Origin of the sequence: Mesorhizobium sp. CAU 1741 (assembly GCF_039839275.1) — a bacterium.
In the GTDB taxonomy this organism is placed as follows: domain Bacteria; phylum Pseudomonadota; class Alphaproteobacteria; order Rhizobiales; family Rhizobiaceae; genus Aerobium.
The window spans coordinates 59,232-82,748 of record NZ_JBDOQP010000008.1 but is presented as its reverse complement, the minus strand read 5'-3'; the positions used below and the strand labels follow the sequence as shown (position 1 = coordinate 82,748).

The following is a 23,517-nucleotide window of genomic DNA, read 5'->3' as shown; positions in this document are numbered from 1 at the left end:
CGATCCCGTCAAACTGCCCGCCCTTAACCCCACCGTAGCCGGATCGTTGCCGCAACGTGACGTTACGGGAAATACCCGGCGATTTACAACCCCGACTTTTGTCGCAATGACTTGCTTCACGCTCGACCAATCGATTATCACACGGAATGATGAACGAACTATCAAGCGGCAATACATCCGGTTCGCAACATGGCGATGACCCGGCACGCGATGTGCTTGTGCGCGAGCTTGCCGAGGCGCGGGCCGAAATCGCGCGGCTCAACGCCGAGTATGACGACATCAGGATGCTCTATGAGGGCACGATCGAGCACGGCGAGGCGGTCGAGGATCAGCTTGCGGAAGCCAATCTGGCGCTGATGAAGACGCAGGAGCGTCTCGAGGCCGAGCTCAACGATGCTGCGCGCTACGTCATGTCGATCCTGCCGGAGCCGCGTGTCGAGACGCCTGCAACCGACTGGCTGCTGGTGCCTTCGACCGAGCTCGGGGGTGATTCGTTCGGCTATCACGCCATCGATGACGACCACATGGCGTTCTATCTGCTCGACGTGTGCGGCCATGGCGTGAACGCGGCGCTTCTCTCGGTCACCGTCATCAACGTGCTGCGGGCCTCCGCTCTGCCCGGGGCTGATTTCCGCGATCCGGCCGGCGTGTTGAGCGCGCTCAACAACGCGTTCCCGATGGAGCGCCAGAACGGCATGTTCTTCACCATCTGGTATGGCGTCTATCGTCGCTCCAGCGGCGAACTGCGCTTTGCCACCGGTGGCCATCCGCCGGCCATCCACCTGCGTGATGACGGCGCCGGCGGCACGGCCGCCACGCAGCTCATCACCTTCGGCGGCATGGCGATCGGCGCGTTTCCGGATGTCGACTACGAGTGCGGTTCCATGCTGATGCAGCCGGGCGACCGGCTCCTGATTCTCAGCGATGGCACGTTCGAGGTCGACGGTGTGGATGGCGACATGCTCAGCGTGGATGCGCTTGCCGAATTTGCCCGTACCAGGAGCAGCGTGCCGCAGGACCTGCTCGAATGGATTCGTCAGTACAATATCGGCAGTTCGCTCCCGGATGACTTCTCGCTGCTGCGGGTTCTCTTCTAGCGGATGCGCGATCCTGCCCGACGCCCGCACGCATAGCGTGCTGCAGCGTTGCCAGTCGCGGGCGGGGTCTATAAAGCCACGGGATGGATACCTCTCCAGACCCGCAATTGCCTCCTCAGTTCCTCACGTCAAAGCCACCGGCAATCCAGTGGAGCGGCGTTCTGGTCGGTTCGGCGCTGCTGTTCCTTCTGCTCGATCTCGCGCATTTGCCCGCCGCGGCGCTGATCGGCCCGATGATCGCCGGTGTCGTGGCGGGCACCAACGGGGCCAGCGTCCGTGTGCCGCGATGGCTGTTCGGTGCGGCGCAGGCGGTGCTCGGAATCCTCATCGCGCGTTCTCTCGAACTCGAGATATTCCGCGTCATCGTCGAGGACTGGCCATTGTTTCTCGGGGGCGTGCTGTCGACCGTCGCCGCCTCCAGCTATCTCGGCTGGCAGATCAGCCGATGGGGCATCCTCCCCGGTAGCACCGCAATCTGGGGCTCGGCACCGGGCGCGGCGTCGGCGATGGTGCTGATGGCGGATGCGTTCGGCGCCGATTTCCGGCTGGTCGCCTTCATGCAGTATCTGCGGGTGATGATCGTCGCCCTGTTCGCAGCGCTCGTGGCGGCATTCCTGGTCGATGCACCGGCGGTTGCCCAGCCCACCATCGTTCTTTTCCCGCCGCTTGAATGGCCAGGCTTCCCGATCACGATCGCCACCGGGCTCGTCGGTGCTGTGGCCGGTTGGCTGTTGCGCCTGCCGACACCGTTCTTCCTTGGGTCCATGATCCTCGGCGGCCTGCTTCACATGGCGGGTGGCGTGGCGTTTCAACTGCCGCAATGGCTTCTGATGATCGCCTATGCGCTGATCGGCTGGAGCATCGGGCTCAACTTCACGCGGCAGATCCTTTTGCATGCGGCCCGCGCGCTGCCGCAGGTCATAGGCTCCATTCTGCTACTCGTGATGATATGCGCGGGCATCGGGCTGGTCTTGAGCGAACTGCTCGAGATCGACTATGTCACGGCCTATCTCGCCACCAGTCCCGGCGGGATGGATGCGGTCGCGATCATCGCGGCCGCCTCCGGCAATGCCAACATGTCGTTGATAATGGCGATGCAGATGGCGCGCTTCCTGTTCGTGCTTCTGTTCGGGCCGTTGATCGCGCGCCTGCTGTCGAAGTCTTCGCCCGACTGAGTTTATGCCGGGCCTGCCATCGTATCCCGCAGCGTGTCCACTTCACTTGCAAGCTCCTGCACCGCGCGGACCAGGATCGGCACGAACTGCTCGTAGCGCAGGCCCTGCCGGCTCGCGGGATCGTTCCTGTCGGACAGCGTCCAGCCTGCGAAATCGTCGACCCCATGCGCCTGAAGCGCGGCCTTGACCTGTTGCGCCAGGAGGCCGAAATGCATCCGCCGCCCGCCCTTGCGGCGATAACAGACAGCCTCGAGATCGCGCAGGAAATCGATGCCGACTGGTACGGGGGCGACCGCCTCCTTGAGACGCTCGTCCGACGTGCTGATCGTGCCGGTCGCCGCGTGGACGACCGACCAGCGGTGCGTCGCCGATCCCAGCGAATGGGTGTCGTCCGCGGCGGGAAGGTTGTCTCGATGCGACCAGACGCCATCGTCGTCGGCGGTCAGGAAGGGCTCGCCCAGCGCGACCGCGCCGGTCGCCGCGTCGATGGCCACCGCGTCGTAAAAGGTGTCGCCATCCGGAGACACCTTGATGCGAAAATCGTCGTCGGCCAGCAGCCCGAATAGCGCGCGCGTCGACCAGTCGTCCTCGAAGACGAAAGCGGCGTCTTTCGAGGGACCGCTGCGGTTGACGGTCACGCGCATGTCGCCGCTGCCCGGCGTCTGGTCGTCGTGAGAGAGCAGCACGGCGTCGGACTTGACGGCCAGCCTGTTGGCTGCATCCGGGACCGTTCGGATGCCGAGGCCATCGAGTTCGAGCGTCCCGCCGATCGCCGGCTCGCTCCAGGCGCCGTCCGTGCGAACCAGCAAACGCGCATCGTCCGCCACCCATGCCAGCCAGCCTTCGCGTGGGATGAGGCGCGACCAGGCGCCATCGGCAAAGCTGGCGACGCCGCCGTCCCAGCCCTCCCATTCTCCCGATGCGCCGACGGCCACGATGTGGCGTTCTCCTTCCGACGGGGTGACGGGCGGCTCGGTCAGGCTGCGGCTGGCGACCGAAAGCTGGACCAGCGCATCGAGCATTCGGACGGCCTCGTTGTGGGTGACATGCTTCTGTGCCTGCTGCGCGATGATGTAGGGCAGGGCGAGGTTTGCTGAACTTTCCATGCGTCTTGCCTCCAGTAAAGAACCGTGTGCCGGAGACTATGGCCCGCCCCGCGCGGGAGGTGGACAAGACGTGTCGGTCACGGAATTCTCGCCGCGCCAGAAATTCCGTTGACGCTCCCTGCAACACCGGATAGCACCGATGGCGGAACAGGTTCTGCCGCAAGGTGGATGAAAATGGGAACGCGGTGAGATCCTCCGGGAACGATGCCGCGGCTGCCCCCGCAACTGTAACCGTTGAGCCATCTTCCAGCGCCACTGGTCCGAAAGGATCGGGAAGGCGGAAGACAGAGGCGATGACACGGAAGCCAGGAGACCTGCCCGTTCCAGTCACCCAAGCCAGGATACGGGGTGTGTCCAGGCGCGGTCGTCCGTCGCGGTGACATCGAACGTTGCTGCATGCCGGACCGGCGGGAAAGACCTTGCCTTCGACAACCCGGATCTTGCTGCGGCACTTGATGCAACCGCGAGCGCATGCGCTCGCAGCATGTCCTGGGGACCGACATGAAGACCATTCTGATTACCACCGCCAGCATACTGGCGCTGACCACCGGCGCATTCGCGCAGGAGACGTCCGTGGATTGGGACGGCGCGACGCAACTCGATACGCTCGTCGTCACCACGCCGCTGCGCCGGGAAAGCTCTCTCGAGCGCAGCACGTCATCCGTCACCGTCATCGGAGAGGAACAGATCAGGCGTTCCGCAGCGCTCGACCTGCCCTCGCTGCTGAGAAATCACGCCGGGGTCTCGTTGACCGCCAATGGCGGCATGGGCTCACGTTCAGGCGTTTCGCTGCGCGGGTTCAAGCCGACACAGACGCTCGTCCTGATCAACGGCATCAACGCCCGCTCGGCAACCTCGGGCGAGACGTCGCTGTTCAATATTCCGCTCGATTCGATCGAGCGGATCGAGATCGCCAAGGGCGCGCACTCGGCCCAATACGGTTCCGATGCGATCGGCGGCGTCATCAACGTCATCACCAAGAGCGGCGGTACATGCGCGAACGGCAACACCATCTGCACCACGGTGTCGGCCGGTGTGTCGCATCCGTGGGGCGGCCATGCCGGGATCACCACGCGCGGACAGACCGAGGACGGCATCGAATTCTCGTTCGGCGGCCGGGTGATCGGCACGCGCGGTTACGATTTCACCACCGCGATGAGCGAACCGGACGACGATGGTTTCCTTCAGGGTTCGGCGCATTTCTCGCTCGGCAAGGAGTTCGACTGGGGCCGCCTCTATGCGGATGGGCTTCTCTCACGCTCACGCACCGAATACGACGCCTCGGCGCCATGGGCGGATGAAGCCGAAAACTCGCTCTTTGCAGGCAAGGTCGGTGTCCGAGTCGATCATGCCCCGGATTGGCACTCGACGGTGGAACTCTTCACCGGCTTCGACTTCCAGGACAATTTCCGTGACGGCACGGACACGCTCAACGTCTACGACACGACGCGCTCGGGGATCTTTGCGTCCACCACAAAGACGTTCGATGCCGCCGGCGCGGCGCATGTTCTGAATGTCGGCATTGAGGCCTATCGCGAAGAGATCAGCTCCACCGAGGATTTCGGCGTGACGTCGCGTGATGTCGGGGCCGTCTTCGCACAGCACTCGATCGAGTTCGATGCGCTGACGCTCGATGCGGGCATTCGTTACGACGCCAACGAGCAGTACGGGTCGGCCACCACTTACAATGTGGGCGCGAGCTACGAATTCCTGCCCGGCCTCGTGGGACGCGCGTCATATGCGACCGGCTTCCGCGCGCCGACCTTCAACGATCTCTACAATCCGTGGGGCGCCAATCCCGACGTCCAGCCCGAGCACTCTCGTTCCTACGAAATCGGCCTCCAGTGGCGGCCGACGGTCGATACCGTCTTCGATGCCGCGTTCTACCAGACCTGGCTGAAGGACGCGATCACCCTCGACGCGATGTATATCCCCCAGAACCTCGCCCGGGTGGAGAACACCGGCTTCGAGGCCAGCGTTTCCCATCGCTTCAACGCGCTCTTGTACGGTCGGGCCGAAGTGGCGTTCAACGACCCGACCGACAGCGATACGGGTCTCGGGCTGATCAGGCAGGACAGGTTCAAGGCGACCGCTGAGGTGGGCTTTGCGGCCACCGAGCAGCTCGATCTGACCGCGGCGCTGGTCTATGTCGGGCCGCGCAACGACATCAGCCAGGAAGATTTCGTCTCGCGTATCGAACTGCCGGCCTATGTGACCGTCGATCTCAGCGCCACCTATGCGTTCGACGACCAGACGGAGTTCAAGTTCTCGGTCGAAAATCTTTTCGACGAGCACTACGAGACGACATCCGGTTATCGCTCGCCGGGCCGCAGCATCAACGTCAGCCTGGCGCGGACGTTCTGACGGTCATGCGGCGCGGTGCACATATCGTGGCGAAGCTCGCGGCCGCCGGGCTTGCGTGCCTCGTCACGATGCCGCTGGCCGCGGCAGACCCTGCGCCACGCCGCGTCGTCTCCATGAATGTGTGTACCGACCAGCTTGCGATGCTTGTCGCGGGCGAGGGGCAGTTGCATTCCGTCTCGTTCCTCGCCGCTGATCCGGGAATGTCGGTTCTTGCCTCCCAGGCAGACGCATACACTCCCAATCACGGCCGGGCGGAAGAAGTCTTCCTCATGCAGCCCGATCTCGTACTGGCCGGCATGTACACCGCGCAGCCGGCCGTCACCATGCTGCGCCGGCTGGGGTTCCGGGTCGAGCAGTTCGCCCCGGAAAGTTCCTTCGAGGGCATTCGCGAAAATATCGTTCGCATGGGACGGTTGCTTGGCCGCGAACGGCGTGCGGCAGACCTCGTGGCTGAACTCGATGCCGGGCTGGCGGCGCTGAAGGAGCGGGAGGGACCGCCGCTGACGGTGGCCGTCTATTCGTCGAATAGCTACACCTCCGGTCCCGGTTCGCTGTCCCATGCGGTGATCGAAGCCGCCGGGTTGACCAACATCGCCGACCGGCTCGGCATCAAGGGTGTCCAGCGCCTGCCGCTGGAGGAACTGGTGCTGCAGCAGCCCGATCTCGTGGTGATGGGCGAACAGGATTACGGCCTGCCCGCCCTTGCGCAGCAGAACTTCAATCATCCGGCATTCTCGGCGGTCGCGACGCCCGACCGAATGGTGCGCATCCCCGATCGTTACTGGATTTGCGGTGCGCCGTTCACGCTCGAGGCGGTGCGCATGCTTTCCGAGGCGGCCCGAAAGTGGACACAGCACGAAGCCGGCCTCAGGCGATGAGCGACGAGGCACGCTACCGTGTCGTCCTGCTGGTACTCGGCGCGGCGACTGTCGCGCTCTTTGTCGGCTCGCTCGTTACCGGTCCTGCCGAGGCAGGTTTCCGGCAGAGCCTGTCGGCCCTGTGGTCCGGTGGAGACGGAGCATTGCCGCTGGTGATGCGCGAAATCAGGCTGCCGCGCGCCCTTCTGGGGCTGATGATCGGCGCGACACTGGGTCTGTCGGGCGCCGTGCTGCAGGGCTATCTGCGCAATCCGCTGGCTGAGCCCGGCCTTCTCGGTGTCAGCGCGTCTGCCTCGCTTGGCGCGGTGGTGGCTATCTACACTGGCCTGTCGGCTGCATTTCCGCTCGGTTTGCCGCTCGCGGCACTCGCTGGCGCACTGCTGGCGGTGCTTCTCGTGCGCGCGATGGCAGGCCCAGGAGGTGGAACATTGACGATCATCCTCGCCGGCATCGCGATCTCCGCCTTTGCCGGCGCAATGACGTCGCTGGCGCTGAACCTTTCGCCAAACCCGTTCGCGGCGCTGGAGATCGTCTTCTGGATGCTTGGTTCGCTATCCGACCGTTCGATGGTGCATCTGTGGCTCGCCGCACCGTTCATGCTGGCAGGATGGGTCATGCTGGCGATGCTGGCGCGTCCGCTCGATCTGCTGACATTGGGCGAAGATGCTGCCGCCAGCCTCGGCGTCGACATGCGCCGGCTGCAGTTCCTGGCGATCGTCGGCACGGCCGCATCCGTCGGCGCGGCGACCGCGGTTGCGGGCGCGATCGGTTTCGTCGGGCTGGTGGTGCCTCATGTGCTGCGTCCGCTGGTTGGTGCGCTGCCGTCGCGCCTGCTGCCGGCCAGCGCGCTCGGCGGGGCGTGCGTGCTTCTGACGGCCGATATCGCCGTTCGGGTCCTGGCGCCCGAACGTGACCTGAAGCTCGGCGTTCTGACGGCGATCGTCGGCGCTCCGTTCTTCCTATGGCTCGTCTGGCGCACACGGAGGCAGATGCTGTGAGCCTGCTGCGGATCACCGATCTTCGCGCCAGCCTCGGAGGACGTTCCGTCCTTAACGGCGTTTCGCTTGCCATCGGCGCGGGCGAATTCGTCGGTCTCATCGGTCCCAATGGTGCGGGCAAGACGACTTTGCTGCGGGCGATCCTCGGGCTCACCGCGTCGAGTGGCGTGATCGAGCTGGACGGACGCGCGACCTCCGCCATGAGTGCACGGGAACGCGCCCGGCTCGTCTCCTATCTGCCGCAGGAGCGCGAGATCGCCTGGCCGGTAAGCGTGCGGAGGCTTGTCGAACTTGGCCGCGCGCCGCATTTGCCTGCATTCGCGCGTGTATCCGCCGCGGACGTTGATGCGGTGGATCGCGCCATTCAACGCATGGAAATAGGCGCGTTCGCCAATCGGCCGGCGACAGAGCTTTCGGGTGGCGAAAAGGCGCGCGTGGTGATTGCACGGGCCCTTGCCCAGGAGGCACCCCTGATGCTTGCCGATGAGCCTACCGCGGGGCTCGACCCGGCGCACCAGATCAGCCTGATGCGGGTCTTCTCGGGCCTTGCTCAAGAGGGAGGCAGCGTCGTTGCCTGCCTTCACGATCTCGGACTCGCAGCACGCTGGTGCACGCGGCTGGTGCTTCTCGATGCCGGCACCATTGCCGCGGACGGTGCGCCGGGCGCGGTGCTGTCGCCGGATCGCCTGCGAGACGTCTACAATATCGAGGCATTCATCAAAGAAGGCGCCGGCGGGATGATCGTCCATCCGCTCGATCTGGCAAATCGCTGATGCGAATCGCGTCGATTACGCGCGTCCTTCGTGATCAGGCGCGCACCACTTTCAACGCCTTGTCGAACACCGCAAGAACCCGCTCGAGATCGTGGCCGCGCTTCATGATGAGTCCGCTCGCAGCCACCACGGAAAAGGCACCCTGCTTGCGCGCCAGCGCGGGCGTCTTGACGATCTGAAACAGCGGCACCTCGCTGGTGCGCCGGAACACCGAGAAGACCGCGCGCTCTTTCAGGTGATCGATTGCGTAGTCGCGCCATTCTCCCGCCGCGACCATCATGCTGTAAACCTTGAGTATCTGGTCCAGTTCGCGCCTCTGGAACGTCACCGGGATGTTGTCCCGCTCCCGCCGCGCCTCGTGCAGCGGGATCAATATTGCGGAATCTTCCCTACCCTCCCCACCGGTGCCGTGATCGGTCATTTGCTGGCCTTTCGTGACAATTCGACGACACAGCCAAGGTCGCCCTTCAAACCTCGAATTGCAAGACCGGAATGGCCAATTCGACGTCGGAACCTTTCGCGCGCGGCGCTCAAGAAAAAGCCGCCCCGATCACGGACGGCCACACATTGTCGCGAGAGGTGATGGAGCGACACATTGTTGCCGCTTTTTTCCCAAGCTGCGGCCCCAATGTCGGGCAAACATCCTCGTGTTGCCTGAGACGGTTCGGTCCGGCAAGGCCCTGTAACCCCAAGCCCCCCGCCCACGGGGTCCGGTCGGATCGAACCAACTCCGGGTAAAATCCCGGAACATCGACGGTACGTTGATCCCAAATATATCCGCCGGCGCTGACCACATCAGCGTCGGTCTTTTGTTGGCGGGTTACCAGCCTTCCTGGCGGGTGATGATGGCGGAGCCGAGGATCGGACCCGGCAGTCCGTCGGGCAGCATCTTCTGGACCAGAACGGCGCAGCCGCCCGCTCCCTTCTTTGCCATCTCGCTGATCGGCAACTCCAGCTTCGTGGCGCTGCCGTCCCACATACCCACACTGTGGAAGCCCGCGACGGCATTGACATATGTGAAGCTGCGACCGGTGTTGTTTCCCTGAGCGATCTCGACCTTGGTGGCCGGCTTGAAATAGATCAGCACGATCTGGGCGTCTTCGACGGTCTTTCCGGCATCGCCCGTTTCGATCACGATCGACTCGTCACGGTAGGATATGTCCACGTCCACCGTCATTCCGTGTGCGGTGCCCTCCATGCGGTCGATCGCGTGATTGATCTTCAGGCGCTTCGTACCATTGATCTGCTTGCGGCCGTTGACCACCACCTGGGGCGTATAGACCGACCGGTTGCCGAAGGTGCGGCTGTATTCCTGCTGGCGTGCGGTGTTGTCGGGGTTGGCCAATGTGTCGCGCCAGCCGAGGTAGTCCCAGTAGTCGACATGATAGGCGAGCGCGACAACGTCGCCCTGGGCGACCATCTCGGTCAGCATCGCGTCGGCCTTTGGACATGACGTGCAGCCCTGGCTGGTGAACAGTTCGACCACGGCACGCGGCTTCTTGACATCCTCCCCGGCGATCGCGCCAGAAGGGAGCACAAGAAGATATGCCGCCGCAGCGAGCCTGAGAAAGTTCACGACCACCGAATTGTCCCGATTGCCTTTGTCAGAGCCACGACGGGCTCGTCCGATTGCTCTCAGATTAGGCAGGCGAAGGCTCAACGGAAAGTCACGTTGCGGTGAAACGATTGTGCCACCCGTGCCCGGAGAATACCGATGTTTGGTGATCCGCATGCCCATGTTGACCTCTATTGCGAGCGCACCGGACCGGAATTCTGGTCGGAGCCGATCAACGCCCTGACCAACCTGGCATTCGTCGCCGCGGGCCTGTGGGGCGTCTGGATGGCCAGGAAACAGCGGGCTGACGGTTTCGTGCTGCTGCTCTGCTGGTGGGTGGTTGCCATCGGCATCGGTTCGTTCCTGTTTCACACCTTCGCGAACCAGTTGACCATCTGGGCTGACATCCTGCCGATCGCCGGCTTCACGCTCGCCTATACGCTGTTCAACCTGCGCCGCTTCCTCGGCTATTCCTGGCCGCGCTCGCTGGTCATATTCTTCAGCTTCTACATCGCCGTAGGCGCCTTGACGTTGATGGTGCCCGACTGGCTGCGGGTGGCGTCCAATGGTTCCACCGGATATCTGCCTCCCTTCCTGGCGTTGATCTTCTTCGGCATCCTGGTAATCAGGGCAGGGAATCCGATCGGCTGGTTCAACATCGCGGCGGCAGGAATATTCGTCTTGTCGGTGACGTTCCGGGCCATCGATCCGCTGGTCTGTGGAGCCATGCCGTTGGGCACGCATTTCCTGTGGCACAGTTTCAACGGGTTGATGCTGGGCGTTGTGCTGGCCGCCGTATTGCGCTTCGCCCACCGCAGGACGTAACGCGCGGACAGCGCGGCACCCGGTCAACCGTCAAAGGGCAGCGCGTCGAGGATTTCGAAGCGCTCCGAGACGCCGATGCGGATCATGTTGAGCGAGCCCTCGCGCGTGAAGCGCAATTCCCCGCTTGAATTGGACTCAGAAGGCCGGCCGTCGCGAAACTCGATCACCCGGCTGCCTCCGTCCGGCCACACTACGGTGACGTCCGCCGCGCCCTCGCCGGTTCGAACCACGCGCGCCATGCAGCGCGCCATCGGTTGGCCGATATAGCGGGCACAGGGGATTTCCTGGGAAACCGTTTCACCCGGCACGGCTCCGGTCGGCAGGTTTTGAAGCGGTTCTCCACTCATCGCCAGCACCGGCGCCTGGTCATCGGATGGTTCGTCTGCGATCGCCACCTCCGCACCTTGGCTCGCATCGGGGCGTGGTGTGGGGACTGGCACGCCGGCTGCCACCGGTCGCGCATTCGCCTCAGCGTCGTTGCTTGGCGGCTGCGCCGGATCGGAGTCGTCCTGTGCCATGATCTCAGCGATCGGCCGAGAGGAACCGCCGGCAAACCGCGCTTCGAGCCCGTCGGGCAGCGCGGTCCCGCTGCCACTCGGTAGAACCCTTGCTTCCTTTTCCGGCACATCCGACGCATCTTCGGCGCTACCTTCCGCAGGGATCCGGGGGGCCGCGCGGGGGACGGGTACGCCGTCTTCGGCCGCAACCTCGGAGGGCTCCGCGGTGGGTCCGAGCGCCATTTCGGAGTCGCTTTCGGAAGGCTGCTGCGATGTCTCCCCTTCCGCCACGATGTCGGCGTCGCCGACATCGAGCGAATAGAGATAGCGCGACGGCGTCCAGCCGCTCAGGTTCTCGAATTCCGGCGCCTCGACGAGGCACCATTCGTAGCCTTTGACGAGCTTGCATTCCTGGCGCTCGACGAAGGCGCCGTTGGGCAGCCGCCCAAGGGTCTTGCCGAGCGGGGAAGGGTCCTCGCGGACATTGAGGAGATCGGTGGCGGCAAGGCCCCGCACCAATGACTGGTTGCTGGTCGGACCAGCAGACCCTTCCGCTTCCTGTGCGAAAGAAGCACCGGAGGCCAGCAAGCAGCACGCAATGTACACGGGAACGAACAGGCGAAGCATCAGCAATTCCGGATGAGCACTTCCAGTTTGGGTGGAACCTATCACGTGATTATGTCCAACGGTGCTGCATTTCGGCAACGGGTTTTCGTTCATCGCGGATGGCCTGCCATCTGGCGTGATCGACATGGCAGCGGTGCGCCCCTATCGTGCGGCGTTTTTTCAAAGGCAGTGACGTTTCGCATGAAGACCATCGGCATTCTCGGCGGCATGTCTGCCGCTTCCACACAGATCTACTATCGGGAGCTCTGCACGCTTGCGCGTCACCGGCTGGGCGGCCTTCATTCGCCGGAGCTGCTGATAAGATCACTCGATTTCGCCAGGATCGAAGTCATGCAGGCCGCTGGAGAGTGGAGGGAGGCAGGCAAGGTGCTGAATGCGGAGGCGCTTGCGCTGGAACGCGGCGGGGCCGATTTGCTCATCCTCGCGACCAACACCATGCACAAGCTGGCCGACGAGATGATGCGCGGCGTGTCGATCCCCTTGCTGCACATTGCCGATGCAACCGCGCGACGCATCCGCGACGCCGGTCTTTCCCGTCCGGGATTGATGGCAACGGCATTCACCATGGAACAGGCTTTTTACACCGACCGACTGGCTGCCGCCGGTCTGGTTCCGATGATCCCCGTGGCTGCGGATCGGGCGGTCACTCACCGCATCATCTATGAGGAATTGTGCCGCGAGATCGTCAGGGACGAAAGCCGTGCAGCCTATGTCGCGATCGCCGGCCGCCTCATCGAGCGTGGCGCTGATTGTCTCATTCTTGGTTGCACCGAAGTCGGAATGTTGCTCGATCAAGGCAACGTGCCCGTGCCGGTCTTCGACACCACGCTCGTGCATTGTGAAGCGGCGCTCGACATGGCCCTTGATTCCTAGCCCAAGAAAAAAGCCCCGGCGCGGTGGCGCCGGGGCTGATTGCTTGTCGCTACCGAATGGCCTCAGGCGGCCAGGTCGCGCAGTACGTAGTGCAGGATGCCGCCATTCTTGAAGTAGTCGAGCTCATCCAGGGTATCGATGCGGCAGAGGATCGGAACGTCCTTCACCGATCCGTCGGCATAGGAGACCTTGGCCACCATCTTCTGGCGCGGCTTGATGTTTTCGAGCCCGTCGATCGTCACCGTCTCGTCGCCCTTGAGGCCCAACTCGGCCCAGCTCAGGCCGTCCTCGAAGGTGAAGGGCACGACGCCCATGCCGACGAGGTTGGAGCGGTGGATGCGCTCGAAGGACTGCGCAATCACGGCGCGGACGCCGAGCAGGTTGGTGCCCTTGGCCGCCCAGTCGCGCGACGAACCGTTGCCGTACTCGACGCCGGCGAAGATCACCAGCGGCACGCCTTCGGCCTTGTAGCGCATGGCGGCATCGTAGATCGACATCTCTTCCTTCGAAGGATAGTGGATCGTGTAGCCTCCCTCGCGCCCGTTTTCGCCCAGCATGTGGTTGCGGATGCGGATGTTGGCGAAGGTGCCGCGCATCATCACCTCATGGTTGCCGCGCCGCGTGCCGTACTGGTTGAAATCGGCAACGCCGACCCCGTTGTCGGTCAGGTACTGGCCCGCAGGCGAGGCAGCCTTGATCGAACCGGCCGGCGAGATGTGGTCGGTGGTGATCTTGTCGCCGAACAGGCCGAGAATGCGCGCGCCCTGCACGGGTGCCGTGGCGCTTGCCGTTTGCCCCATGCCGACGAAGTAGGGCGGGTTCTGCACATAGGTCGACTTGTCGTCCCAGGTGTAGGTCTGGCCCGTGGGAGCCTGCACCTTCTGCCAGTTCTCGTCGCCCTTGAACACATCTGCATACTTCCGCGCGAAAATCTCGCGGGTGACGTATTTCTCGATGAACTCCTGGATTTCCTGCGTCGTCGGCCAGATGTCCTTGAGATAGACCGGCTTGCCGTCGGCGCCTTCGCCGAGCGGTTCCGTCGTCAGGTCCTTCGTCACCGTGCCCGCCAGCGCATATGCGACGACCAGCGGCGGCGAGGCGAGGTAGTTCGCCTGAACGTCGGGAGACACGCGTCCCTCGAAATTGCGGTTGCCGGAAAGCACGGCCGCTGCGATCAGACCCTTGTCGTTGATGGTCTGCGAGATCGGCGCCGGAAGCGGTCCGGAATTGCCGATGCAGGTGGTGCAGCCAAAACCGACGAGGTTGAAGCCGATCTTGTCGAGCTCGGTCTGGAGACCGGACTTGTCGAGATATTCGGCGACCACCTGGGAACCCGGGGCAAGCGACGTCTTGACCCACGGCTTCTGCTTGAGGCCGAGCTTGTTGGCGTTGCGTGCCAGCAGCCCCGCGCCGATCAGCACCGACGGGTTCGAGGTGTTGGTGCATGACGTGATGGCGGCGATCGCCACGTCGCCATGGCCGATGTCGAAGTCCTCGCCCTCGACGGCATAGCGCCGCGAGAGGTCGACGGTCTTCTTGTATTCCGCTTCCAGAGCAACAGCGAAGTTGGCCGCGATGTCTTCCAGCGGTGCGCGGCCTTCAGGACGCTTCGGGCCGGCCATCGACGGCACGACGGTGCCGAGGTCGAGTTCGAGCGTGTCGGTGAAGACCGGGTCTGGCGTGTCGGTGTCGTGCCACATGCCCTGAGCCTTGGAATAGGCTTCAACCAGAGCGATACGGTCGTCGGCGCGGCTCGACGTCGTCAGGTAGCGGATCGTCTCCTTGTCGACGGGGAAGAAGCCGCAGGTGGCGCCATATTCAGGACCCATGTTGCCGATGGTGGCACGGTCGGCCAGCGTCATGTTCGACAGGCCGGCGCCGAAGAATTCGACGAACTTGCCGACGACGCCCTTCTTGCGCAGCATCTGGGTGACGGTCAGCACCAGGTCGGTCGCGGTGATGCCTTCCCTGAGCTTGCCCGTGAGGCGGAAGCCAATGACTTCCGGCAGCAGCATGGAGACTGGCTGGCCGAGCATCGCAGCTTCTGCTTCAATGCCGCCGACGCCCCAGCCCAGAACACCGAGGCCGTTGATCATCGTGGTGTGGGAGTCGGTGCCCACGCAGGTGTCGGGATAGGCGACGGTTTCGCCGTCCTCATCCTTGGTCCACACGACCTGGCCGAGATATTCGAGGTTCACCTGGTGGCAGATGCCAGTACCGGGCGGCACGACACGGAAATTGTGAAATGCCTGCTGGCCCCATTTGAGGAACTTGTAGCGCTCCTCGTTGCGCTGGTACTCCAGCTCGACATTGCGGGCAAATGCCAGCGGCGTGCCGAACTCATCGACGATGACCGAATGGTCGATGACCAGATCGACAGGCACCAGCGGGTTGATCTTCTGCGGGTCGCCACCGAGCGAGGCGATACCGTCGCGCATGGCGGCGAGGTCGACGACTGCGGGAACCCCGGTGAAGTCCTGCATGAGGACGCGCGCCGGGCGATAGGCGATCTCGACGCCTGCAGTGCCCTTGTCGTTCAGCCATGCGGCGACGGCCGAGATGCTCTCCTTGGTGACGGAGCGGCCATCCTCGTTGCGCAGCAGGTTCTCGAGCAGAACCTTCATCGAGAAGGGCAGGCGGCCGATGCCGTCAAGCCCGTTCTTCTCGGCCTCCACGAGGTTGAAGTAGGTATATTCCTTGCCGCCCACATTGAGTGTGCGACGGCAGTTGAAACTATCTAGTGATTTCGACACGTGCGATCCCTAACGTTCGGTTGCCGAATGGGTAAACGGACGCCAGTGCATGCTCATCACGCGCAAAGGTGCGGGTACGGTCATTTCCGCTGTCCGTTCCCCGTGCGACCCGGCCGTTCAAGGCGGCAAGCGCGCTGGTTCGGCGCAATTTGGTTCCCATGCCGACCGCTGGCACGGTTGTCTGGCATATAGAGAAATTCTTAAAATGATTCTAGAGCGGTTTCAGTCGAAATTGCTCCAGGGCGCGGAATGTTCACTTCAGGAAACGAAGGAAAACGCCGAATGCGGCTCGTCGCCGAGAATCTCAGCGGGGAACGCGGCGGCGAATCCGTGTTCGAGGGTATCGATTTCGACCTCGGGGAAGGCGATGGGCTGATCGTGACCGGCCAGAACGGTTCGGGGAAGTCGACCCTCCTGAGAATTGTCGCCGGCTTGCTGCCGGCTGCATCCGGTGTGATTCGCCTGGATGGTGGCGACGAGAAATGGCCAGACGTTGCGGCAGCCTGCCACTATCTGGGGCATGGCAATGCGATGAAAACGGCGCTGACGGTGGAGGAAAACCTCGCCTTCTGGCGTGTTTTTTCAGGGGAGCCTCATCTCGATGTCGATGAAGCCCTCGACATGGTTGGCCTGCCGCAGGTCGGTCATCTACCCTACGGCTATCTCTCCACCGGTCAGAAGCGCCGCGTGTCCATTGCCAAGCTGCTCGTCAGCTATCGCCCGTTGTGGCTTCTCGACGAGCCAACCGCCGGCCTCGACAAGGCGTCCGAGGCGCAATTTTCGGCTCTCATGCGGGCGCATCTCGACGATGGCGGGATCATCGTCGCGGCGACCCATATTCCGCTGGGGCTCGATGGCGTCGCGGAGTTGCGGCTTGGCGGAGCGGAACGATGAGCGCCTCATGCTAGCGCTTTTCCTTCGCGACGTGCGGCTCGGCGTGCGGGCCGGCGGCGGGGCGCTCGTGGGTGTGCTGTTCTTCCTCACCGTCGTCGCCGTCGTCCCGTTCGGCGTCGGCCCGGATCTCAATCTTCTCGCTCGGATCGGTCCGGCGATGTTGTGGGTTGGCGCGCTGCTCGCCTCGCTGCTGGGCCTCGACCGTCTGTTTCAGGCAGACCGCGAGGACGGCTCGCTCGATCTTCTGATCCTGGCGAGCGACCGGCATATGCTTGCCCTGACGGTCCTGGTGAAATGCCTGGCGCACTGGGTGGCGTCGGTTCTCCCACTGGTGGTGGCGTCGCCTTTGCTCGGGCTGTTCATGAACATCGAGCCACTCGGTATCGCCGCGACGTCGTTGACCCTGCTTGTCGGCACGCCGGCGATCGCCTTCATCGGCGCGGTGGGCGCGGCGGTTGCCGTGTCCCTGCCGCGCGGCGGGCTGCTGGTCTCGGTACTGATCCTGCCATTGGCGATCCCCGTGCTGATATTCGGCGTGTCAGCGGCCTACGGGGCGGTCAACGATCCGAATCCGTTTCTGGCGCCATTCCTGATTCTCGCCGCACTGACGTTGTTCTTCGCGGTGATAGGACCGGCTGCAGCCACGCTGGCGCTCAGATCCATGAGTGACTGAGATCTGGAGGAGATGGCCATGGCGGAAGCGAGGGAGCATATCCAGCGTCACAAGGACGGCTCCTTGTGGGCAAAGGGTCAAACCGTCGACGGGATCGCCCACGGATATTGGGAGTGGTTCCGGAAGAACGGTACGAAGCTGCGTTCGGGCCAATTCGACATGGGCGAGCAGGTCGGCGACTGGACGACCTATGACGCGGCGGGCGACCCCTACAAGGTGACGACGATGAAACCTGGACGATCGGCTGGACGGACGAAGGTCTGATCCCGATCACGTCTGGTTCAGCACGATGCTGCGACAAGGAGGGCGAATTGCGAAAGCCCCTATCCTCGCCTATGACGATATCCATGAGCGACACCGCGACACAGAGTGCAGGCCGCTGGGTTGGCCTCGCCAATCCCACGCGCTTCTTGGCGTTTGCCGGCGTTCTCCTGCCCTGGCTCTGGGCGCTGACCGCGATCACGCTTGCCATCGGCCTCTGGCTCGGCTTTGCAGCGCCTGAAGACTACCAGCAGGGCATCACCGTCCGCATCATGTATATCCATGTGCCTTTCGCCTGGATCGCGATGATGTGCTATACGATCATGACCGTTTCAGCGCTGGGAACGCTTGTCTGGCGACACCCGCTGGCCGACGTCGCGCTCAAGGCGGCAGCGCCTATCGGCGCTGCCTTCACGCTGCTCGCACTGGCGACCGGATCCATCTGGGGCAAGCCTATGTGGGGCACGTGGTGGGTCTGGGACGCGCGGCTGACGTCTGTCTTCGTGCTGTTCATCATGTATCTTGGCCTTATCGCACTGACCCGGGCGCTCGACGATCCGGGCAAGGGCGCGCGCGCAGCCGCGATCCTGACGCTGGTCGGGTTCATCAACATCCCGATCATCAAGTTCTCGGTCGACTGGTGGAACACGCTGCACCAGCCGGCTTCCGTGATGCGGCTCGACGGGCCGACCATCCATCCGACGATGCTATGGCCGCTGCTGATCTGCGCCATCGGCTTCACGCTGCTGTTCTTCACCTTGCACATGATGGCGATGCGCACGGAAATCTGGCGCCGCCGGGTCGCGACGATGCGCCGGCTGGCAGCCCGCAACGCAGATCGCGCCGGAGCCTAACCGATGAGCGCCCACGCCCTCTACGTCGCATCGGCCTATGGCGTCTCGGTCCTGGTGCTGGCATCCCTGGCTGCGTGGATCATGCTCGACCAGCGGGGGCGCAAGCGCGAACTGGCGAAACTGGATGCTGCCGGCATGCGGCGTCGCTCCGAACGCTCGGACGCCTCTTCATGAGCAGCGAGACGCAGGCTGCTCCCAAGCGCCGCCGCTGGCTGCCGCTGCTGCCGCTGGCGGTGTTTCTCGCACTCGCCGGAGTGTTCTCGGCCCAGCTTTTGTCGGGCCGCGACAGCTCGGTGGTGCCCTCGGCCCTGCTGGGAGCGCCTGCTCCCGACGACACGCTTCCGCCACTGGTGGGGATGAACCTGCCCGGCCTGGACCCGTCCAGTTTCGACGGACAAGTCACGCTGGTCAATGTCTGGGCCTCGTGGTGCGCGCCGTGCCGACAGGAGCACCCCTTGCTGTTGCAACTTGCTGGCGACGAGCGTTTCGAGATCGTGGGGCTGAACTACAAGGACCGTCCCGACAATGCGCGGCGGTTCCTCGGCGAACTCGGTAATCCCTATTCCGCGATCGGCGTCGACGACACGGGCCGCGCCGCGATCGACTGGGGCGTCTACGGCGTGCCGGAGACGTTTCTCGTCGGCAAGGACGGCAGGATCGCGTGGAAGCAGGTCGGCCCGTTCACGCCGGAGATCGTGGTCAATACGCTGCTGCCGGAAATCGAGAAGGCGCTGGCTGTCAGATAAGCCTGACAGGCGCAGCATGAGCCAGGCGCTCAGCCCGGGCGTGCCCCCCTGATGCGTTCTTCGGCTATCGCTTGGGCGATGTCGTTGGTGGGGCGGTTCTCGGCATCCGATCGCGCGAAAATGTTGGAAAGTGCATCGGGGATGCGGGCGACGCGCTCCATGACCCTGCTGCGGTCGTAGCCGTCCGGGTCGAGCTCGGCAGCGACATTGATCAGGCCGCCGGCGTTGATGACGTAGTCCGGTGCGTAAAGTACGCCGCGCCGCTTCAGTTCGGCGGCATCTTCGTGGCGCGCAAGTTGATTGTTGGCGGCACCAGCGACAATTTTCGCCTTCAAGGTCGGGATCGTCTCGGTGGAGAGAACGGCGCCAAGCGCGCAGGGGGCGAAAACATCGGCATCCGTAGCCACGATCCCGGCGGGATCGACGGTTTGGGCATCAAATGCGGCACGTGCCTGTTTGGCGCGCGTGCGGTCCAGGTCCGCGACGACCAATCTTGCGCCTTCCTCATGCAACTTTTCGCAGAGCGACCAGCCGACGGAGCCAAGGCCCTGGACTGCGACGGTCAGTCCGCCGAGGTCTTCCTTGTCCAGCGCATGGCTCACTGCCGCCTTGAGGCCAAGAAAAACGCCATGGGCGGTCACCGGCGAAGGGTTGCCGCTACCGCCCTGGGTGGTGCCGGAGATGTTGGGAGTGCGGGCCCGCAGGAAATCGGCATCCGCCAGCGTCAGGCCGACATCCTCGCCGGTGAAATACTGGCCGTTGAGCGCGGCCAGCATCTCGGCATAGGCCTCCAGCATGGCCGGCGTCTTGTCGGTGCGTGCGTCGGCCTTGATCACCGCCTTGCCGCCGCCGAAGGGAACGGCTGCGATCGCCGCCTTGAACGTCATGCCGCGTGACAGGCGCAAGGCGTCCGTCAGGGCCGCGTCGAAGGTGGCATGCGGCCAGATCCGCGTGCCGCCGAGCGCGGGGCCGAGTGCGGTATCGTGTATGGCGACGATTGCGGTCAGGCCGCGCGTCTCGTCCTCGCCCAACCAAATCTGTTCGTGGTGGTCGAAGGCTTCAGACTGTTCGGCGCGCGCGGTGATGTCCGTGAGTTTCAGCGTCGAGGCCGATCTCATGGGGCGCAGGGCGCGGGGTTCCGATTTCTGCAGCATGGCAAGTCCTCCCGACTGTTGCTGGTCGGAATTCTAACGCCATGCCGCGTTTTTTGGTTTCGAAGGGTAACGACAATGCGACCGTCCGTTGCGTCGTCAAACGGTTCGCATTGTCGAATCTGTCGTGGGAGCTGTCAGGCGAGCTTGGCGTCCAGAGAGACGTCGATCGCGCCGAGCGCCTTGGAAACGGGGCAGCTTTCCTTGGCCTTCGTGGCCAGTTCCTGGAACTTGGCGTCGTCGATGCCGGGAACGGTGCCCTTCAGCGTCAGTGCGCTTCCGGTGATCCCCGTGCCGGGAACGAGCGTGACGACCGCCTTGGCTTCGAGCTTGTCGGCCGGCGTGCCGTTCTCGGCGAGGAAATGCGAAAGCTGCATGGCGAAGCAACTTGCGTGCGCAGCGGCGATCAGTTCTTCCGGATTGGTGGCTGACTTGCCGCTCTCATCTTCGAAACGGGCCTTGAAGGAATAGGGGCTGGCCGAAAACGCACCGCTCTGGGTGTCGATCGTGCCCTTGCCTTCCTTGAGATTGCCTTGCCAGACGGCTGTTGCGTGGCGGTCCATGGTCGTCTCCCTGAAATGGATGTCAAAACTGTCGATACGGCGATACCGGCATCGAAAGGACTGTCCATCATGCGCCGGTGCCGGTCCGTACTAGATAGGAGCCGTGGCGGTTTATTCTACTGGCAGACGTCGACCCATTGCGCATTCGTCAGTTCGGCAAGGCGGTTGGTGCCGATGCGCACCGCAGCGTTGGTTGCTCCCGCCGCCGGCACCACTTCGTCGAAGGCCTGGAGCGAGACGTCGCAATAGATCGGCATCGGCGTGGCGATGCCGAACGGACAGACACCGCCGACCGGGTGGCTGGTCAGTTCCAGCACCTCTTCGGCGCCGAGCATCCGCGGCTTGCCGCCGAACTGTGCCTTGAACTTCTTGTTGTCGAGCCGCGCGGTGCCGCCGGCGACGATCAGCATGGTCGCTTCACCGACCCGCACGCATATCGTCTTGGCGATCTGGGCCGGCTCGACCCCATGTGCCTGGGCGGCGAGGTCGACGGTCGCCGAACTCTGCTCGGTGACGATGACGGTGATGTCGGGGGCTTTTTCTGCGAGGAAGGCGCGTACGGATTCAAGGCTCATGGCGCGCACAATAGCCACAAGCCGTACCGATGCAAGTGTATCGGCGTCGCGTTCAGATCGCTTCGCCACGCAGCAGCCGCGGCGCCTTCTGCGACAGCCCGGAGGCCTGGCGGATGAAGAAATCCTTCAGGCGAGGCATGCGCTCGACGAGGCCCAGACCCAAGTCGCGGGCCGCGCGCATCGGGCCGAAATCGTTGGAGAACATGCGGTTGAGGACATCCGTGGTCGCGCCCATCTGCAGCGTGTCGAAGCGGCGCCATTGCTGGTAGCGCTCCAGCACGTCGATGGTGCCGATATCCTGGCCGAGCCGGTCTGCTTCGACCACGACTTCGGCAATGGCGGCGGCGTCGCGGAAGCCGAGGTTGAGGCCCTGCCCGGCGATCGGGTGGATGCCATGGGCGGCATCGCCGGCCAGCGCAAAGCGCGGCCTGACGAAGTCGCGGGCGAGTGTCAGGCCAAGCGGCCAGGCGCGCGGCTTGTCCAGGACGCGTATCTCGCCGAGCTTGAGTCCGAAGCGGGTCTCCAGTTCGGCCTCGAAGACCAGTTCGTCTTCGGCAACCAGCCGCTCTGCGTCCGGAGTACGCTCGGTCCAGACGATGGAGGAGCGATTGCGGCCTTCGTCGTCGGGCGCCAGCGGCAGGATGGCGAACGGGCCGGCGGGCAGGAAATGCTCCTCGGCGCGACCGCCATGCGGCCGCTCGTGGCCCACGGTGCAGACGATGCCGGACTGGCCGTAGTCCCAGTGGACGGTGCGGATGCCCGCCATCTCGCGCAGGCGCGAATTGACGCCGTCCGCCGCAACCAGAAGGCGCGTGTCGATCGTGACGCCGTCGGCAAGATGCACGGACACATGCTGACCGTGGTTCTCGAAGCCGCTGACACCGACCCCTTCGATGAGGTCGATGCCGCTTTCGGCGGCGCGCCGGCGCAGCGCCCCGGTGAGGTCGCGATTGGCCACCATATGCGCGAACGGTTCTCCGGGAGCCACTTCGCCATCAAACGTCAGGAAGACCGGACGCACGGGATCGGTCGTGCGCGAGTCGGTGACGATCATCTCGGTCATCGCCTGGGCGTTTGGGACTATGTCTTCCCAGCAGCCCAGTTGGTCGAGCATGCGCGTGGCCGCCGCCGCGATCGCCGAGCACCGTGTGTCCCTTTTCCAGGCGCCCTCCGGGGCCGCGTCGACCACCGCGATCGACAGTGTCGGACGGGCCTGCGCGATGCCCACCGCCACGGCAAGCCCGACATAGCCGGCCCCTGCCACGATGACGTCGAAGCGGTTGTCCTGTCGTGCCATGGTCGATCCTTCCTGCTGGCTCTCGGTCCCACCTTGACTTACCGCGCCAATCTGTCGGAAACCGGGCCAAATTCGCCGGGGATACAGACATGACGCAGGCCATGCAGGAGCTACTCGACATTCTCGACCTCGAACAGCTCGAGCACAACCTGTATCGTGGTCGCAGTCACAGGGTCGGCTGGCAGCGGGTTTTCGGTGGCCAGGTCATCGGCCAGGCGCTGGTGGCCGCGCAACGCACCGTGGACGCCGATCGCCATGTGCATTCGCTGCATTGCTACTTCATGCGGCCGGGCGACCCACAAGTGCCGATAATCTACCAGGTGGACCGGTTGCGCGACGGCGGCTCGTTCACGACGCGCCGCGTGACGGCGATCCAGCACGGCCACGCGATCTTTTCGCTGGAATCGTCGTTCCAGGTGGAGGAGCACGGGCTGGAGCACCAGATGCCGATCCCGCTCGACGTGCCGCCGCCGGAGACTCTCGAGACCCAGTTCGAGTTGCTCGAGCGCAGTGGACATACGTTGCCGGAAACGGTGCGCAAATTTTGGGCACGTGAGCGACCGCTCGAAGTGAAGCCCGTCAATCTCGAGCACTACACGAGCAGCGTGAAGCTGCCGCCGCGCCAGAACGTATGGGTTCGCATGACCGGGGAGGTGCCGGAGAATCGGCAGCTCCAGTCCGCGATCCTGGCCTATCTTTCGGACATGACGCTGCTCGATACGTCGACTTTCGCTCACGGGCGCATCGGTTTCGACCCGGAAATCCAGATGGCGAGCCTCGACCATGCGATGTGGTTCCATCGGCCCAACCGGCTGGACGACTGGCTGCTCTACACCCAGGACAGCCCCAATATGATCGGTTCCCGGGGATTTTCGCGCGGGTTCCTCTATGCGCGCGACGGCACGCTCGTCGCCTCCACCGCTCAGGAAGGGCTGGTGCGGCTGCGGACCCGGCCCGAGAAATAGCCCGAATTGTGCAACTG

Annotated in this window: 24 protein-coding genes and 1 riboswitch; of the genes, 15 read left to right on the top strand and 9 right to left on the bottom strand. The window is 64.1% G+C overall.

The window, feature by feature from the left end:
* Positions 1-149 precede the first annotated feature (149 nt).
* Positions 150-1,097 (top strand): PP2C family protein-serine/threonine phosphatase, encoded by a 948-nt coding sequence (locus AAFN84_RS24345; RefSeq protein ID WP_347517331.1) that lies wholly within the window; start codon positions 150-152, stop codon positions 1,095-1,097.
* An 83-nt stretch (positions 1,098-1,180) separates the two neighbouring features.
* On the top strand, positions 1,181-2,272 hold the full coding sequence (locus AAFN84_RS24340) for an AbrB family transcriptional regulator (protein WP_347517330.1): 1,092 nt from the start codon (positions 1,181-1,183) through the stop codon (positions 2,270-2,272).
* 2 nt (positions 2,273-2,274) lie between these two features.
* Here the strand turns inward: AAFN84_RS24340 and AAFN84_RS24335 are convergent, their stop codons facing one another.
* A complete protein-coding gene (locus tag AAFN84_RS24335; RefSeq protein WP_347517329.1) occupies positions 2,275-3,378 on the bottom strand; it encodes a DUF2793 domain-containing protein in 1,104 nt (367 codons plus the stop codon).
* 132 nt (positions 3,379-3,510) lie between these two features.
* Positions 3,511-3,715, top strand: a riboswitch (cobalamin riboswitch).
* A 164-nt stretch (positions 3,716-3,879) separates the two neighbouring features.
* Between AAFN84_RS24335 and AAFN84_RS24330 the strand changes: the two genes are divergently transcribed.
* Genes AAFN84_RS24330 through AAFN84_RS24315 form a run of 4 tightly spaced genes read left to right on the top strand, consistent with a single transcriptional unit; the run spans position 3,880 to position 8,391 of the window.
* Positions 3,880-5,742 (top strand): TonB-dependent receptor, encoded by a 1,863-nt coding sequence (locus AAFN84_RS24330; RefSeq protein WP_347517328.1) that lies wholly within the window; start codon positions 3,880-3,882, stop codon positions 5,740-5,742.
* Between the two features lie 26 nt (positions 5,743-5,768).
* A complete protein-coding gene (locus tag AAFN84_RS24325) occupies positions 5,769-6,620 on the top strand; it encodes an ABC transporter substrate-binding protein (RefSeq protein WP_347517327.1) in 852 nt (283 codons plus the stop codon).
* Positions 6,617-7,618, top strand: a complete 1,002-nt coding sequence (locus AAFN84_RS24320; protein ID WP_347517370.1) for an iron ABC transporter permease — start codon at positions 6,617-6,619, stop codon at positions 7,616-7,618. Before AAFN84_RS24325 ends, AAFN84_RS24320 begins: the two co-directional genes overlap by 4 nt.
* A complete protein-coding gene (locus AAFN84_RS24315; RefSeq protein WP_347517326.1) occupies positions 7,615-8,391 on the top strand; it encodes an ABC transporter ATP-binding protein in 777 nt (258 codons plus the stop codon). Before AAFN84_RS24320 ends, AAFN84_RS24315 begins: the two co-directional genes overlap by 4 nt.
* Positions 8,392-8,425: 34 nt before the next feature.
* On the opposite strand, the gene AAFN84_RS24310 is transcribed toward AAFN84_RS24315, so the two are convergent.
* On the bottom strand, positions 8,426-8,812 hold the full coding sequence (locus AAFN84_RS24310) for a DUF2794 domain-containing protein (protein WP_347517325.1): 387 nt from the start codon (positions 8,810-8,812) through the stop codon (positions 8,426-8,428).
* A gap of 399 nt (positions 8,813-9,211) precedes the next feature.
* Positions 9,212-9,967 carry a DUF1223 domain-containing protein gene (locus AAFN84_RS24305; RefSeq protein ID WP_347517324.1) on the bottom strand — a complete coding sequence of 252 codons (756 nt, stop codon included), beginning with the start codon at positions 9,965-9,967 and terminating at the stop codon, positions 9,212-9,214.
* Between the two features lie 138 nt (positions 9,968-10,105).
* Here AAFN84_RS24305 and AAFN84_RS24300 point away from each other — a divergent pair, with 138 nt between their 5' ends.
* Positions 10,106-10,771, top strand: coding sequence for a ceramidase domain-containing protein (locus AAFN84_RS24300; RefSeq protein WP_347517323.1), 666 nt, complete (start codon positions 10,106-10,108; stop codon positions 10,769-10,771).
* Positions 10,772-10,794: 23 nt separating this feature from the next.
* Here the strand turns inward: AAFN84_RS24300 and AAFN84_RS24295 are convergent, their stop codons facing one another.
* Positions 10,795-11,895 (bottom strand): hypothetical protein, encoded by a 1,101-nt coding sequence (locus AAFN84_RS24295; RefSeq protein ID WP_347517322.1) that lies wholly within the window; start codon positions 11,893-11,895, stop codon positions 10,795-10,797.
* A 180-nt stretch (positions 11,896-12,075) separates the two neighbouring features.
* Between AAFN84_RS24295 and AAFN84_RS24290 the strand changes: the two genes are divergently transcribed.
* Complete coding sequence (locus AAFN84_RS24290) at positions 12,076-12,768, top strand: aspartate/glutamate racemase family protein (RefSeq protein ID WP_347517321.1); 693 nt, start codon at positions 12,076-12,078, stop codon at positions 12,766-12,768.
* Positions 12,769-12,830: 62 nt separating this feature from the next.
* Here AAFN84_RS24290 and acnA read toward each other — a convergent pair whose 3' ends face one another.
* Entirely contained in the window at positions 12,831-15,521 is a 2,691-nt protein-coding gene (acnA, locus tag AAFN84_RS24285; protein WP_347517320.1) for an aconitate hydratase AcnA, read from the bottom strand.
* A gap of 282 nt (positions 15,522-15,803) precedes the next feature.
* Between acnA and ccmA the strand changes: the two genes are divergently transcribed.
* The 6 genes from ccmA (at position 15,804) to AAFN84_RS24255 (ending at position 18,949) form a co-directional block, all read left to right on the top strand.
* The gene (ccmA, locus tag AAFN84_RS24280; RefSeq protein ID WP_347517319.1) at positions 15,804-16,415 is read left to right on the top strand and encodes a heme ABC exporter ATP-binding protein CcmA; all 612 of its coding nucleotides are present in this window, start codon (positions 15,804-15,806) and stop codon (positions 16,413-16,415) included.
* Positions 16,416-16,422: 7 nt separating this feature from the next.
* On the top strand, positions 16,423-17,088 hold the full coding sequence (gene ccmB / locus AAFN84_RS24275) for a heme exporter protein CcmB (protein ID WP_347517318.1): 666 nt from the start codon (positions 16,423-16,425) through the stop codon (positions 17,086-17,088).
* 18 nt (positions 17,089-17,106) lie between these two features.
* Positions 17,107-17,352, top strand: coding sequence for a hypothetical protein (locus AAFN84_RS24270; RefSeq protein WP_347517317.1), 246 nt, complete (start codon positions 17,107-17,109; stop codon positions 17,350-17,352).
* 83 nt (positions 17,353-17,435) lie between these two features.
* Positions 17,436-18,203 (top strand): heme ABC transporter permease, encoded by a 768-nt coding sequence (locus tag AAFN84_RS24265; RefSeq protein WP_347517316.1) that lies wholly within the window; start codon positions 17,436-17,438, stop codon positions 18,201-18,203.
* Positions 18,204-18,206: 3 nt separating this feature from the next.
* Positions 18,207-18,377, top strand: coding sequence for a heme exporter protein CcmD (gene ccmD, locus AAFN84_RS24260; RefSeq protein WP_347517315.1), 171 nt, complete (start codon positions 18,207-18,209; stop codon positions 18,375-18,377).
* The gene (locus AAFN84_RS24255) at positions 18,374-18,949 is read left to right on the top strand and encodes a DsbE family thiol:disulfide interchange protein (RefSeq protein ID WP_347517314.1); all 576 of its coding nucleotides are present in this window, start codon (positions 18,374-18,376) and stop codon (positions 18,947-18,949) included. The genes ccmD and AAFN84_RS24255 overlap by 4 nt, the downstream gene beginning before the upstream one ends.
* Before the next feature lie 29 nt (positions 18,950-18,978).
* On the opposite strand, the gene AAFN84_RS24250 is transcribed toward AAFN84_RS24255, so the two are convergent.
* The 4 genes from AAFN84_RS24250 to AAFN84_RS24235 all read right to left on the bottom strand — a co-directional run bounded on the left by AAFN84_RS24250 (position 18,979) and on the right by AAFN84_RS24235 (position 22,535).
* The gene (locus AAFN84_RS24250; protein WP_347517313.1) at positions 18,979-20,103 is read right to left on the bottom strand and encodes an amino acid dehydrogenase; all 1,125 of its coding nucleotides are present in this window, start codon (positions 20,101-20,103) and stop codon (positions 18,979-18,981) included.
* 134 nt (positions 20,104-20,237) lie between these two features.
* Positions 20,238-20,663, bottom strand: a complete 426-nt coding sequence (locus AAFN84_RS24245) for an OsmC family protein (RefSeq protein ID WP_347517312.1) — start codon at positions 20,661-20,663, stop codon at positions 20,238-20,240.
* Positions 20,664-20,779: 116 nt separating this feature from the next.
* Positions 20,780-21,238 (bottom strand): YbaK/EbsC family protein, encoded by a 459-nt coding sequence (locus AAFN84_RS24240; RefSeq protein WP_347517311.1) that lies wholly within the window; start codon positions 21,236-21,238, stop codon positions 20,780-20,782.
* Between the two features lie 52 nt (positions 21,239-21,290).
* Positions 21,291-22,535 (bottom strand): ubiquinone biosynthesis hydroxylase, encoded by a 1,245-nt coding sequence (locus AAFN84_RS24235; RefSeq protein ID WP_347517309.1) that lies wholly within the window; start codon positions 22,533-22,535, stop codon positions 21,291-21,293.
* 89 nt (positions 22,536-22,624) lie between these two features.
* Here AAFN84_RS24235 and tesB point away from each other — a divergent pair, with 89 nt between their 5' ends.
* Positions 22,625-23,500, top strand: a complete 876-nt coding sequence (gene tesB, locus AAFN84_RS24230; RefSeq protein WP_347517308.1) for an acyl-CoA thioesterase II — start codon at positions 22,625-22,627, stop codon at positions 23,498-23,500.
* The last annotated feature ends 17 nt before the right edge of the window (positions 23,501-23,517 follow it).